General features: G+C 57.8%; 12 protein-coding genes, 1 tRNA gene, 1 other RNA gene and 1 riboswitch. Of the genes, 2 read left to right on the top strand and 12 right to left on the bottom strand.

The features are described from left to right. Positions 1–28: 28 nt before the first annotated feature. The 9 genes from JN12_RS06625 to glpK form a co-directional block, all read right to left on the bottom strand. Positions 29–304: an HU family DNA-binding protein gene (locus tag JN12_RS06625; RefSeq protein ID WP_145020029.1), complete on the bottom strand. Its 276-nt coding sequence runs from the start codon at positions 302–304 to the stop codon at positions 29–31. A 45-nt stretch (positions 305–349) separates the two neighbouring features. Continuing rightward, the gene (locus JN12_RS06620; protein ID WP_145020026.1) at positions 350–1,372 is read right to left on the bottom strand and encodes a tetratricopeptide repeat protein; all 1,023 of its coding nucleotides are present in this window, start codon (positions 1,370–1,372) and stop codon (positions 350–352) included. 27 nt (positions 1,373–1,399) lie between these two features. Then, complete coding sequence (gene rlmD, locus JN12_RS06615; protein WP_145020023.1) at positions 1,400–2,497, bottom strand: 23S rRNA (uracil(1939)-C(5))-methyltransferase RlmD; 1,098 nt, start codon at positions 2,495–2,497, stop codon at positions 1,400–1,402. Continuing rightward, positions 2,475–2,705, bottom strand: coding sequence for a TRAM domain-containing protein (locus JN12_RS06610; RefSeq protein ID WP_145020020.1), 231 nt, complete (start codon positions 2,703–2,705; stop codon positions 2,475–2,477). Before JN12_RS06610 ends, rlmD begins: the two co-directional genes overlap by 23 nt. Next, on the bottom strand, positions 2,702–3,115 hold the full coding sequence (locus tag JN12_RS06605) for a hypothetical protein (RefSeq protein ID WP_145020017.1): 414 nt from the start codon (positions 3,113–3,115) through the stop codon (positions 2,702–2,704). Before JN12_RS06605 ends, JN12_RS06610 begins: the two co-directional genes overlap by 4 nt. Before the next feature lie 326 nt (positions 3,116–3,441). Then, a complete protein-coding gene (locus JN12_RS06600; RefSeq protein ID WP_145020014.1) occupies positions 3,442–3,921 on the bottom strand; it encodes a MucR family transcriptional regulator in 480 nt (159 codons plus the stop codon). 435 nt (positions 3,922–4,356) lie between these two features. Further along, positions 4,357–4,431, bottom strand: a tRNA-Val gene (locus tag JN12_RS06595). 25 nt (positions 4,432–4,456) lie between these two features. Further along, positions 4,457–6,118 carry a glycerol-3-phosphate dehydrogenase/oxidase gene (locus tag JN12_RS06590; RefSeq protein ID WP_145020010.1) on the bottom strand — a complete coding sequence of 554 codons (1,662 nt, stop codon included), beginning with the start codon at positions 6,116–6,118 and terminating at the stop codon, positions 4,457–4,459. Further along, complete coding sequence (glpK, locus tag JN12_RS06585; RefSeq protein WP_145020007.1) at positions 6,115–7,605, bottom strand: glycerol kinase GlpK; 1,491 nt, start codon at positions 7,603–7,605, stop codon at positions 6,115–6,117. The genes JN12_RS06590 and glpK overlap by 4 nt, the downstream gene beginning before the upstream one ends. A gap of 217 nt (positions 7,606–7,822) precedes the next feature. On the opposite strand from glpK, the gene JN12_RS06580 reads away from it, so the two are divergent. Beyond that, positions 7,823–9,706: a hybrid sensor histidine kinase/response regulator gene (locus JN12_RS06580; RefSeq protein ID WP_170241864.1), complete on the top strand. Its 1,884-nt coding sequence runs from the start codon at positions 7,823–7,825 to the stop codon at positions 9,704–9,706. A 208-nt stretch (positions 9,707–9,914) separates the two neighbouring features. Here JN12_RS06580 and ssrA read toward each other — a convergent pair. The 3 genes from ssrA to JN12_RS06565 all read right to left on the bottom strand — a co-directional run bounded on the left by ssrA (position 9,915) and on the right by JN12_RS06565 (position 11,438). After that, positions 9,915–10,270, bottom strand: a transfer-messenger RNA (tmRNA) gene (gene ssrA / locus JN12_RS06575). 103 nt (positions 10,271–10,373) lie between these two features. Next, positions 10,374–10,778, bottom strand: coding sequence for a CoA-binding protein (locus JN12_RS06570; protein WP_145020001.1), 405 nt, complete (start codon positions 10,776–10,778; stop codon positions 10,374–10,376). 45 nt (positions 10,779–10,823) lie between these two features. Then, on the bottom strand, positions 10,824–11,438 hold the full coding sequence (locus tag JN12_RS06565; RefSeq protein ID WP_145019998.1) for a hypothetical protein: 615 nt from the start codon (positions 11,436–11,438) through the stop codon (positions 10,824–10,826). Between the two features lie 148 nt (positions 11,439–11,586). Here JN12_RS06565 and lexA point away from each other — a divergent pair, with 148 nt between their 5' ends. Continuing rightward, entirely contained in the window at positions 11,587–12,240 is a 654-nt protein-coding gene (gene lexA, locus JN12_RS06560) for a transcriptional repressor LexA (RefSeq protein ID WP_145019995.1), read from the top strand. Between the two features lie 377 nt (positions 12,241–12,617). Further along, a riboswitch (molybdenum cofactor riboswitch) is annotated at positions 12,618–12,734 on the top strand. Positions 12,735–12,773: the final 39 nt, after the last annotated feature.

The raw sequence follows: 12,773 nt of genomic DNA, 5'->3' as shown, positions 1-12,773 counted from the left end.
AAAAACAGTTGTTAATGCAACGCCATATTTACCCGGCTACGCGCTCCTTCAACTCTTTTCCGACCTTGAAGAAGGGGAGTTTTTTGGGCTTAACCGGGATTGCCTCGCCGGTTTTAGGGTTCCTGCCGGTGTAAGCTTTGTATTCGTTAACAACAAAGCTGCCGAATCCGCGGATCTCAATCCGTTCACCGGCAAGCATTGCCTCTGTCATCGAATCAAAAATAGTGTTGATGATCTCTTCGGCCTTTTTGTAGGAAAGACCCTTTTGGGCAGCAAGTGCCTCAATTAATTCCGACTTGTTCATGTTGTGTACCCTCCTCGGAAGAACGGCTTGTTGATTTATGTGGGGTCAACAGCACCCTTTAAGGTATTGTTTTGCAAGGAACTGGGCTTCGATCTCCCGTCCCTGGTTCGTCAGCAGCGGAACGAGCCGCTCGGCGCAAACTTTCTGGAGAGATGTATCCTCAAGAAGTTTGGCGAAGTGGTCTATTGCCGTCCCGTCCTCACCTTTGAGAGACCATACATCACCAATCATGACCTGGGCTTCATTGGCCAGCAGTCCGTTTTTCACCATTAGTCCCAGCTCGGTCAGTGCCTCGTCCAGGCGTTTGGTGAACATGAGCAGTTGCGCCAGGCCGAGGCGAGTCAAGGGATTAAACGGGTTGATCTCCATAGATGCCCTGAACAACCGCTCTGCTTCTGCAACGTCACCTTTACGAAACGTCAAGGCACCCAGTTCGTACAGCAGAATGTCGTTTTCCCGTTCGATTGCGGTCAGCTCGGTAAACGCTTGAAATGCAGCATCCAGGTTCCCTTCGTGCAATTCGATGTAGCCATATGCAAATTTCTCGCCCAAGTTAGCATATCGGTCAGCAAGGCCCCCTGGCAAGGCCTGGGTCAATAGATGGAAACGATCTTCCAGAGACAGCGATTCTTCTGCATTATCAGTCACATCCTGGTGTTGCACAGATTGACAGCTACTGCAACCATGATGACCGTGCTCCATTTTGACCGGGGAGATAACCGGCGGAGAATCCATCCCCCTCATTAAGTTTTCAGCCTTTTCCCTGACCGCTCCGCCTTCTGCCAACTGGATGGCCAACTCGAGATATTCCCGTGCCTTTGCTGTATTGTTCTGATTCAGGTACAGCTTAGCCTCTTCCATGTTCATTTCTGCCAGTCCGTTTCCGGCCACTGTCATGCCCGCATTCAGCATAGCTCGCAGAGCTTCGCCCTCATCACCACCGGGGAGCCGTTCCAAGGCTTCACCATAGGCATGTCGTGCATCAGCAAAGCGGCCATCGGCCAGATAACTGTCGCCCCTCTCCTTTAACTGACGACAATCCTTGCCCAAAAGTTTCCTAAAAAACATACCAGTATCTCCTGACCCGCTATAATGTCACGCCGGCTTTAGAACCGTGATGCTCTCCATATGATATGTCTGGGGGAACATGTCCACCGGCCGGGTTTTGGTCACAAGATAGCCGCTTTTCTGCAGTAGTGCCAGATCCCGTGCCAAGGTTGCCGGATCGCAGGAAATATACACAATCGTAGCCGGGCGCAACTCCGGAAGTAATTTCGCCAAGCCTGCCCCCCCCACTCGCGGTGGGTCCAGGATAACCAGATCAAAGCGCCTGCCCTGCACTATTAACTGTTGAACAGCCTCAACTGCATCACCCTGACGAAAGTCAGTGGCGTACAAGCGGTGCTGAGAGGCGTTTCGACAGGCGTCCCGCACTGACACGCGGTTATCCTCTACCCCGAGAACTGAGCCGCATTTCCGTGCCAACGGAATGGAGAAATTACCGTTGCCGCAATACAGATCGAGGATATTCTGCCTGGTTGCAGTGGCTGCTTCCTCAAGGGCCAAGGCTACCAGAAGACGGTTTGCCTCGTAATTCACCTGGGAAAATCCGCCGGCAGAGAACGTCAGAGTCAGCTCTTCTCCTTCGGCGCTCACGCCATAGGTCAGTGAGTGGCTCCCGCAGATGGACTCCATGGTGTTCTTACGCCTACTTTGGACAAGAATGCCATGAATGTTGACAAGTGAGGGGAATAGATCCCGTAAGACGCGTCGCAGTTCGTCGTGCCTGGACCCGATGTAATGGACGGTTGCCACTGTCTGCCCGTCCTCCCCGGTTACCAGATCCACCTGAGGTATTTTGTCCGGCTCAGGCAACGTCTGCAACATGTGCCGAATCTCCGGCAATGCCTTGTTGATGGCCGAGTGGGCCAGAGGGCAGTGGTCAGGGATGTTCACAACGTAATGGGAACCAGAACGATAGAACCCCATCTGAATGGCACCCTTCACATACCTGATCTTAAGTTGGATCCGTGCCCGATAGCCATACTCCGTGGGAGCAGGGACAATCGGCAAGATGACGTCACGCCCAATGCGGGCATTCCGCCAGAGGAGTTCGGCAAAGATCTCGCCCTTCCACCAGAGCTGACGATCAGAGGGAAGAAACTGCCAATCAACACCCCCCGCACATGCCAAACACCGGGCAGGGTGGCATTACGCGCTCGGCAGACGGCGTAATGAGGGACTCAAGCTCACCGCGACAGTAGGACGACTTCTCCTGCACAACTCTGATACCGGCCAGATCACCTGGTGCCGTGAACGGTACGAAACAAGCCTTGCCATCCAGGTGACCGAATCCCTCACCACCAAAAGCCAGCTTTTCGATCTGAAGCGTTCTGCTCATGCGTGCATGGCGATCATGCCAGATGCAGATCGTTTGTGGTGCTTATGCAGTTCAGCACGTGCAAACCGCTCAGCAAAAAAGGGGGTGGAAAAATATGGCAGCGAGTGACGAACAAAATTATCAACAAGATGGCTACGAACTGCATCAACTTCACCGGAGGGGACTCCCATCTTATCGAGGGTTCGGCGGTAGAAAAGTTTTTCACCACCAAGAGCAGAGAGCTCATCCGCAGAAAGTCCCTCGTTAGCCGTCAAATGGCCGATCTCAATCTCGCACCGAACGTCCAGGAGGACATGATGGAAGTCGCCATAGTAGTTGCGAGTCCGATCATAGAGACGTACCTCTAACCCATTTCCCAGCTTGAACAGATGAAATGTTTGCATATGAGATGGATACTTTCTGCCAGACAAAGATGTCTCTATTGATCTATGGCGACACATGAGCGCACTAAAAAAGGGCTAGCTTGCGGCTAACCCTCTCCTGATTGTTGTGACAGCTCACGGGAAGCCTGGGGCTAGCCATGGCTTACTACACGCAATGTAAATACGACAAATGTAGCGAAAAATCAACCAATTTCCCTTGAGCGAGTAGCGATAAAATCAGCTGATTGAGCAATTCACGTTACGGATTCAGGTTAAATATCCACTACCAATGACGCCGGGAAACTGCATGTACAAAAGGAATATAAAAGGCAAGCCTGATGATTGGGCTTGCCTTTTATATTCGACTGAAAAAATTATTTTGTTTTCTTTGTTGTTTTTGGTTTTGGTTTAACAGATTTAGTTGCCAAATTTTCAGCACGGACAGCGCGGGCCTTGGCAAGGTTTGCAGCAAGCCCCCGCTCTTCGGCAGTCTTACGACGTGCATCCGAAAAACTCTTGGCAGTCAGTGACTGGGTACGGGAAATTCCAAACTGTTTACGATACTCACCCGGTTTCATATTGTGTTCGGAATTGAGGTGACGGGTAAGAGTCTTCATTTTACCCTTACCACAGATCAAGCAGATTACTTCGTCCTTTTTAAAAGCTTGTTTCACGGACAGTGTCGGTTTGGCAGTTTCTTCTGCCGCCGCCACACCAATCGCTTCTCCACTTTCAAGGGTCTTTAGTTGTGCATACACCTGTTGAATTTCTTTGAGAAGTTCTTCCCCTGTCAATGGTGTCGTGGATGCGTGAGCGCTGACTATTTCTCCGACCAGTTCCAACAGTGTTGCCATAATAGACCCCCAATAATTTTTTTTACACTTTGCCACAATCAGTCGTCACATTACAACAAAGACTTGAGTAAAATTTATTACCAGACAACTTTTTCCCAAAGTTTATCTCAAACACCAACAGCAACTTCCAAATTGAGATTAAATATCTCTAGAAAGGATGTCGATGCCGTACATACGGCTCTGCAACGATCTGAGTGATCTTGCCCACCATCGACAGACACCCTGTTAAGCGAGTACACTCCCTGACAGCAGTAGTCGCCATAAGAAAACCACAGTTACTGTAAAATTCGGGCACAGAATGGGCACGAAATGGGCACAGACTTGACTGACATAGTGGAGGAATAGACTTTAGAATGAGCAGGTGGGGCGATCTGTAACTATTTGAAGTCAAAAATAAAAATGGCCAGGTTTCTTGACCTGGCCATTCGTGTTTGTTGGTGGGCGCTACTGGGATTGAACCAGTGACCCCTGCCGTGTGAAGGCAGTGCTCTCCCGCTGAGCTAAGCGCCCTTTCATGTGACAAGCTCTGGTTACTTTAATCATAACCACTTGGCGACGTTTTATCGCAGATTTGCCACATGGTGTCAAGTGAAGAATTCCTTCCAGCGGGTCTGTTCCTGACAGGCTGTTCAGCAACGATCCCAGGAGGGAGATACCCCTTGGCCAAGGCACAGAAGGCCGTTACCTCTGCTGCTTGCCACGCTGCGTCTCGCCCCAGTTCGGCGGCTATCAGGCTGGCAACCGCAGGGGCCGCCTCCATGGCGGCACGTGCATCGAGAATGAGTGCCCGGGTACGGCGGCTCAACACGTCTTCCACGCTCCGCGCCCACTCGTGTCGTACCCCCCAAACCACCTCTGCCCGCCGGTACGGAAGTCGGGGGTGCAGCAACTGACGCAGATCCGGCTGCCCGGCGCACAGCTCGTCCAGAGCGGCGGCATCGGCTCCGTAGAGCTGCCATTCCCCATTCATGGGCGACTCCCCAACCCAGCCGTGAATGGGAAGGTTGTTTGTGCGGGATGGTCGCTCATCGAGACCCGCCAGCCTGGCCGCACAGGTCACCGTATCCTCGGCCATCCTGCGGTAGGTGGTCCATTTTCCGCCGGTAATGGTGACCAGCCCCGCAGCCGAGACCAGCAGCGTGTGGTCGCGGGAAAGCGTCGCAGTATGAGTCACATCACCACCCAGCACCAGGGGACGAATGCCGGCGAAGACACTGAGGATATCGGACATGCCGGGGTCGCGGGCAAGGTAGCGGGCCGCATGTTCCAGGAGGAACTCGATTTCCATCGCCAGTGGACGGGGCTCGGCAGTGACCCGAACCATTGGCGTGTCGGTGGTGCCGACGATCACCCGGTCGTGCCAGGGAACGGCAAAGAGTACCCGGCCATCGTCGGTGTGGGGCACCATGATGGCGCTGTCGCCGGGCAGGAACTCCCGGGGCAGCACCAGATGCACCCCCTGGCTCGGCGCGATGAGCGGTTGCGCACCGGGCTCGTCCAGCAGACGGACGGCATCGCAGAAGGGGCCGGTGGCATTTACCACCACCCTCGCCTCGATCTCGTACTCGCGTCCGCTCTCCCGGTCGCGGGCCGCCACCCCACGGACCAGCCCGCCGCTTTTGAGCAGCCCGGACACCTCCACACGGTTCAGCGGCACACCGCCCAGGTCGGCGCAGGTGCGGGCCAAGGCCACGGCCAGCCTTGCGTCGTCGAACTGGCCGTCGTGGTAGATCACCCCGCCGCGCAGTCCTGCCGGCTCGACGGTGGGGATGTGTCGCAGGGTCTCCTCCCGGGAGAGGAGCTGCGACGGCCCCAGCCCCAGCTTGCCCGCCAGCATGTCGTAGAGCTTCAGTCCGACACCGTAGAACGGACCTTCCCACCAATCGTAGAGCGGCACCACGAACGAGAGGTTGTGCACCAGGTGCGGGGCATTGCGAATCAGCACCCCCCGTTCGTGGAGCGCCTCCAGCACCAGGGAGATGTTTCCCTGCTGCAGGTAACGGACCCCGCCGTGAATCAGCTTGGTGCTCCGGCCGGACGTGCCGCTGCCGAAGTCATCACGCTCCAGGAGTAGGGTCCGGTAGCCTCGGCTGGCAGCATCCACCGCCACGCCGAGGCCGGTGGCGCCGCCGCCGATGACCAGCAGGTCCCAGTTCCTTTCTCCGTCGAGCCGCTGCAACAGTTCCGACCGGGTCATGGCGCAACCCACGCCCGTGACCGTTCCACCGCCCGTTCCCACCTGCCCCGCAACTCCGCTGCCTGCGCCCGGCCCATGGTCGGGCTAAAGACCCGGTCTGCCTGCCAGTGACCGGCGATCTCCTGGCGGTCGCGCCACAGTCCAACCGCCAGCCCCGCCAGGTAGGCGGCCCCCAGGGCCGTTGTCTCGCTGACCCGCGGCCGCACCACCGGCACCCCCAAAAGATCGGCCTGGAACTGCATCAGAAGCGCATTCGCCGTGGCACCGCCATCGACCCGCAGTTCGGACAGGGTGATGCCGGCATCGGCCTCCATGGCAGTGAGGAGATCAGCAGACTGGAAGGCAATGCTCTCCAGGGTGGCCCGGGCGATATGGGCAGCAGTGGTGCCGCGGGTGATGCCGACGATGGTGCCGCGGGCGTAAGGGTCCCAGTGCGGGGCGCCGAGGCCGGTGAAGGCCGGGACCAGACAGACTTCGCCGCTGTCCGGGACGCTGGCAGCCAGCGCCTCCACCTCATTGGAGGAACGGATGATGCCAAGCCCGTCGCGCAGCCACTGCACCGCAGCGCCGGCAACAAAAACGCTCCCTTCAAGGGCGTAGTCGGCCCTGCCGGCCAGTTGCCAGGCAACGGTGGTGAGCAGGTTGTGCTGCGACGGCACTGGCCGCTCCCCGCAGTGCATCAACAGGAAACAGCCGGTGCCGTAAGTGTTCTTGGCCATCCCGGCCGTACCGCAGGCCTGGCCGAACAGCGCCGCCTGCTGGTCCCCGGCCATGCCGGCGATGGGAATAGCCGCGGCGAAGAGGTCGCCGGCGGTCTCGCCATAGACAGCGCTGGAATCGACCAGTTGTGGCAGGACCACCCGCGGGATGCCGAGAATCGCCAGCAGTTCGTCGTCCCAGTCAAGGGTGGTGATGTTGAACAGCAGGGTCCGGGAAGCGTTGCTGGCGTCACTGATATGCAGCCGGCCGCCCGAGAGATTCCACGCCAGCCAGGTATCGACCGTGCCGAAGGCCAGTTCTCCGGCCTCGGCCCGATCACGGGCACCGGGTATGTTGTCCAGCAGCCAGGCCAGCTTGGTGCCGGAAAAGTAGGCGTCCAGTACCAGGCCGGTCTTCTGCCGGAACAGCGGCTCCAGCCCTTCCGTCTTGAGTCGGTCGCAGAGTGCCGCAGTCCGACGGTCCTGCCAGACAATGGCGTTGTAAAGCGGCTCGCCACTGTGCCGGTCCCAGAGCAGTGTCGTTTCCCGTTGATTGGTGATGCCGATAGCCATTACCTCACGGGGGGAGATGCCGGCCCGGGTAAGGGCTTCGGCCGCCACACCGACCTGGGTAGCCCAGATCTCCAGGCCGTCGTGTTCGACCCAGCCGGGCTGGGGGAAGATCTGACGGAATTCCCGCTGGGCAATGGCGCAGATCGTTGCGGAACCGTCAAAGACAATGGCACGGGAACTGGTAGTCCCCTGATCGAGGGCAAGGATATGACTCATGGGGTCTCCGGAATCAACCGCATTCTTTGGCTATTTCCCCTGAAGATCCCGGTTACGCAAGGATCGACGTAAATATTTCCGTAGTGCCTGCCCCGCAAACTTGATTTATTTGCTGGTACAATCTATGTTATGCTCCGGTAGTTAAACCTATCGGTCATAGGGGCCAGCGTGCTGCACCCGTTGGGCATCCTGCACAGTATATATGAAAAGGTTCGCCATGTCCTGCTCCGTAACGATGTCCCACGAAGGGGCTATCAGTATCCTGCTTGTCGAAGATTCTCCCCTCCATATCGAACATATCCGCACTGTCCTGACGGTTCAAGACCCGCGGATCACGCTGACCGTGGCGCGCACCCTTGCCGAAGGCCGGGCCAGGTTGCAAGAGTTTCGACCCAACTTGGCAATTGTTGATATCCTTCTCCCCGATGGCAGAGGTATTGAGTTATTGCCGCCGGTCAGGGAAAAGACGACGTTCCCTATCGTAATGCTCACCGGCCAGGGTGACGAAAAGGAGGCGGTGGACGCGATGAAAGCCGGCGCCATTGATTACCTTGTGAAATCAGAGGCATCACTGGCCGACATGGCGCACATCGTGGAAAGGGCGCTGCGGGAGTGGCGGCATATCGCCGAGCGCCGACGGGCGGAAGAAACCCTTCGGGAGAGCGAGGAGAGGTTTCGCTCGTTCTTCCACTATTCAGCCATCGGGATGGTGATCATTTCGCCGGACGGGAGGTTTCTCCAGAGCAATCCGGCAAATTCCCTGCTGCTCGGCTACACCGAAAAAGAGATGTTGCGTCTGAACGTGCGCGACATCACGCATCCCGAGGACCGTCCCAAGGGCCGAGAGGTCTACGAAGAACTGCGGTCAGGCCGCAGGCGCTCCATGGAATACGAGAAGCGCTATCTACGCAAGGACGGCGCCGTTATCTGGGGCTATGTCACCGTTGCAGGTGTCTATGATGCACAGCAGAAACTCGTTTATTTTGTGGGGCAGATGCAGGATGTCACCGAGCGCAAGCAGGCCGAGGAGGCCCTGAGGAAGAGCGAGGCGCGGTGGCGTTCCGTATTCACCACCGCGGCTGCGGGGTTGGTTATCATATCGCATGACGGAAGTATAATGCAGGCAAATCCGGCAATGTGCCGTTTCCTCGGCTATCCCGAGGACGAATTGGCCAACTTGACTGTCGAGGAGGTCACACACCCGGCAGACCGGGACAAGACGTCACTTCATTACGACGAAATATTTGCCGGACAACGCGAGGTGCTTCATTACGAAAAAAGGTATCTGCGCAAGGACGGTCAGTCAGTCTGGGGGCACGCCTCGGTGGCATGCGTATTAGATGCAGACACGGAGCCCCTCTACTGCATCGGATTGGTGCAGGACATCACCGAGCGGGTCCAGATGGAAGAGGAGATCCGCAAGGCGAACCGGGAACTGGATGACTTCGTCCAGATGGTTTCCCACGACCTCCGTACCCCTCTCACCCCCATCATCGGCTATGCAGAACTTTTGCAGGTGATATACCGAGACAGACTAGACGAGCAAGCCAAGGAGTACCTTGCAGAGATTGGCAGGCAGGGGCAAAGGATGCTCGGTCTCCTGGAGGACCTGCTTTCCCTTGCCAGGACGGGGTACCTCCCCCCCCCTGCCGAACCGGTGGACAGCAACCAGGTGGTGCAGGAAACGCTTGTGGGTCTGGCGAGCCGGCTTGCCGATGCCTGTATGACGGTCGAGACAGGTTTGTTGCCCTGCATCAGGGTACCGAGAACAGTTCTGCTCCAGGTTTTCGACAACCTGATCGGCAACGCCATCCGTTATGCCGGGCCGGGAGGGTCCATTGAGGTGGAGGGAGAACGCCTGGGGACGCGGGTGAGGTTCTCTGTTCGCGATCATGGCCCCGGTGTTCCCGAAGAAGAACGGAGCCGTATCTTCGATCTCTTCTACCGGGGCTCTACAGGAAAGGAGGTGGAGGGGACAGGAGTAGGTCTCGCCACGGTGCAAAAGATCGCCCACCTTTACGGTGGGCGGGCCTGGGTGGAAGTGCCCCCTGGCGGCGGCAGTAGCTTTTGTGTGGAGATGGTCGATGAAACAAGGCAGTGAGATCGGTCGTCAATAGTGGGCACCGACCGCCTTCGGACGCCAATTCTATCAACAACAAGAGGCCGCATGAGTCAATTGCTCCACTATTGACGGCTACCCACAATGCACTTGTTAGACATAAATGGACACCAAGTTGACCATAGACAAAGAAAAAGCCCCGATTTATCAGGGCTTTCTGTACTACGTTGCACTTCGTTGGATTCTCAAATGGTGGAGGTGGCGGGAATCGAACCCGCGTCCGAAAGTCATACACAGAAGGCGTCTACATGCTTGTTTCGGTGTTTAAGGTTTAGCAGTCATCGTCTTCACCGAACAGAATCTTCAGACCGCGATCCCACTAGGTTTCGCTTCCCCGCCGTGGGCCTTCGGGAAAACTATCTCACGAAAATGACGCCTCTTCCCGGCCCATGAGAAGAACTAGGAGAGACGGTAGCAGGGTATTAAGCTGCTACGGCGTAGCTGTAATTGTCGGCATTTATAGCCGTGTGGGCTGTTTTACGGGGCCTGCCCACACCCCGGCATGCAACCTTTGCTTCCTACCCCCGTCGAAACCTTTACACCCCCATACTTGTCGTTATCGCTTCCCTGCATTCAAGTTAACATCTTCGACCGATTTATGCAAAAGCTATCTCACAACTGAAACCGCACCGGCAAGGCCGATCCCCGGTCAATGATCGTGGTAGCCGAGGACCACCAGAATGCAACTGCCGTCGGCAATGACGTTGATCCCCGCCTCCAGGCAACGGTCCACCGCCTTCTGGCTCTCGGCCCCCGGCTGCATCCAGATGTGCTTGATCCCCTTCTGAATCGCCGCCTCCACCACCTGCTCGGTCACCGCCGGCGGGGTGATGACCGAGATGCTCGTCACGTCGTCGGGCAGGCCGGCCACGGTCGCCACGCAGGGAATCCCTTCGATCTCCCGTTCCTTCGGGTTGACCGGCACAACGCTAAGCCCCTTCTGCCGGTAACAGCGCAGCACTCGGTTGCCGTATTTGGTCCGGTCGGTCGAGGCCCCCACGACGCCGAAACGTGTTGCCTGCAGGAATCTGTCGATCTGTTCACGCGGTACCATCTTTGTGCTCCTTTCCCTGTTCCGATCTCCTTCGTAGCTGCCTGCTTAAACTGTATCAGGAATATGCCCCTTTGCCCGCTGGCCGTGCTGGAAAAAGATCGTGCCGAGCATGACATCGGTAATGGCGCCAAGCAGGAGCGCCAGCGGTGCCGTGATGACCAGGGCCAGACAAAGGCCGGTCGCCAGGTTCAGGTAGCAGTAGGAACGGAAGAGAGCGTGCTGCTCGTCCGGCAGGCGCATGAGGCGCAGACCGAAATAGGCCTGGAAGATGCCGAGCGGCAGGAGGCAGATGATGGTGAACAGCCCCACCGATGAGGCCAGTGACGGTACGGCGAGACCGACGACGCCGACTGTGGTCAGGACCACGTTGGCCTTGATGAGGAGGGCGATGGCATTGTCCGTGTCGTGAAAGGCGTACCGGCTGTGCAGAAGCCGGCGGAGGGTGATCGTGAGATAGACGAAGAGCGCGGTGCCGACCACCATCAGTCCCGCTTCCATGGCCCTGGCCACAAGGTCCTCAACGCCGGCCAGTCGTAACGACAGCAGGAAGAGCGGGATGGCCAGGAGCGCGCTCGTCATCGCCAGCCAGCCGGACACCACCAGACGAACCGGCGTCATCGGCCTCCCTCCCTTTTCACTCCCCGGTAGCTCCTGTCCCATCGCTCCCCCTTCCCGTTGCCGCTAGCCAGTATAGCCGCAGACAGGCGCCAGGGCAAACGGCAATGTTCCCACTCTTGACATGCCCGCATCCCGGTGATAGGTTCTCATTTGAAAACCACACCGCACAAGTGGCAACAAAGGACCCATCATGGACGATCTCACCCCACGCCAGAGGCAGGTACTGCACGTCATCAGGGAACAGCTGGCCCGCGCCGGCTACCCACCCACCCTGCGGGAAATCGCCGGCCAGCTCGGCATCAGCGGTACACTCGGCGTCATGAAGCATTTGGCGGCCCTGGAGCGGAAGGGATACCTCCGGAAGGAGGCGGGCAACTCCCGGGCGATCGTCCTGACCGTGCCCACCGGGGGAGCGGCGTTCCCTAAGAAACTCTCCCGGTCGGGCCGTGACCAGGAGGCCCCGCAGCCGCTGCCGGTGGTCGGCGTGGTGCGGGCCGGCACGCCCCAGCCGCCGGTGGAGGATATCGAGGAATACATCTCGGTCGACCGCTCCATCGCCAGGGCCGGCGGCGCCTTCTTTCTCCGGGTAAAGGGGGACTCCATGGTCAACGCCGCCATCGTCGAGGGGGACCTGGCCCTGGTCCGCCCCCAGCCAACGGCCGAGAACCGGGACATCGTCGTGGCAATGGTGGAGGGGGAAGCAACCCTCAAGCGCTTCTATCGGGAGCGGAGCCGTATCCGCCTGCAGCCGGAGAACCCCAACATGCAGCCGATCATCGTCAACCCCGGGGACGAGCTCGCCATCATCGGCAAGGTGGTGGGGATCTACCGCCGGCTGGCATAGCCATGACCCCGCTGGCCGGGGACTGCTGCCCGGATTTCTCGGAGTGACATGCCCGTCAGAGCCAGGGGCAATGGCTCGACAGCACAGACATTGCGCAACCGTCCTGGAAACAGACAACTGTGTGTTAATCAGACAAGAGTATTGTCCGGCTCGGGGAACTCCGTTTTCGGTCAGTACGGTTAAGGGGCCGAGTTTGCGCCCATTTTTACAGTGTTAGTAAGCCTGGCTTCCTTAGTTCTTGTGTTGGCGCATTAATTGCTTTTTAGTGGCTATGACCCATGCCGGGCCGGACAAGATTGACGTTCCCTTGAGCAAATTGGGGAGGTTGATGGTCTCAACGGAGCGACGTCAGGGTACAGAAGATCGCAACGACCAATTGAATAAACCATCTCCGAGCCGCAGCACCTAACAGGATATCCTCATGGTGCCCGGCCATTGGGTTTCGCTGGAAACGGCGCAGCCTTCTTTTGCAAAGGAGACCCAAACGGCGTGGCGTCAGTCCAGGTCGTCGAGGGGGCTTCCTTTTCCAGGAA

Source organism: Geobacter argillaceus, assembly GCF_007830735.1.
GTDB classification, from domain to species: domain Bacteria; phylum Desulfobacterota; class Desulfuromonadia; order Geobacterales; family DSM-12255; genus Geomobilibacter; species Geomobilibacter argillaceus.
The sequence above is the reverse complement of the archived record's forward strand: the minus strand, read 5'-3'. Positions and strand labels throughout refer to the sequence as shown.

Excerpts from the sequence above, each read along its gene's own strand:
- JN12_RS06600 (WP_145020014.1), bottom strand. The coding sequence starts at position 3,921 with ATGGCAACACTGTTGGAACTGGTCGGAGAAATAGTCAGCGCTCACGCA.
- JN12_RS06625 (WP_145020029.1), bottom strand. The coding sequence starts at position 304 with ATGAACAAGTCGGAATTAATTGAGGCACTTGCTGCCCAAAAGGGTCTT.
- JN12_RS06590 (WP_145020010.1), bottom strand. The coding sequence starts at position 6,118 with ATGACCCGGTCGGAACTGTTGCAGCGGCTCGACGGAGAAAGGAACTGG.
- JN12_RS06580 (WP_170241864.1), top strand. The coding sequence starts at position 7,823 with ATGTCCTGCTCCGTAACGATGTCCCACGAAGGGGCTATCAGTATCCTG.
- JN12_RS06620 (WP_145020026.1), bottom strand. The coding sequence starts at position 1,372 with ATGTTTTTTAGGAAACTTTTGGGCAAGGATTGTCGTCAGTTAAAGGAG.
- JN12_RS06610 (WP_145020020.1), bottom strand. The coding sequence starts at position 2,705 with ATGAGCAGAACGCTTCAGATCGAAAAGCTGGCTTTTGGTGGTGAGGGA.
- JN12_RS06570 (WP_145020001.1), bottom strand. The coding sequence starts at position 10,778 with ATGGTACCGCGTGAACAGATCGACAGATTCCTGCAGGCAACACGTTTC.
- glpK (WP_145020007.1), bottom strand. The coding sequence starts at position 7,605 with ATGAGTCATATCCTTGCCCTCGATCAGGGGACTACCAGTTCCCGTGCC.
- lexA (WP_145019995.1), top strand. The coding sequence starts at position 11,587 with ATGGACGATCTCACCCCACGCCAGAGGCAGGTACTGCACGTCATCAGG.
- JN12_RS06565 (WP_145019998.1), bottom strand. The coding sequence starts at position 11,438 with ATGGGACAGGAGCTACCGGGGAGTGAAAAGGGAGGGAGGCCGATGACG.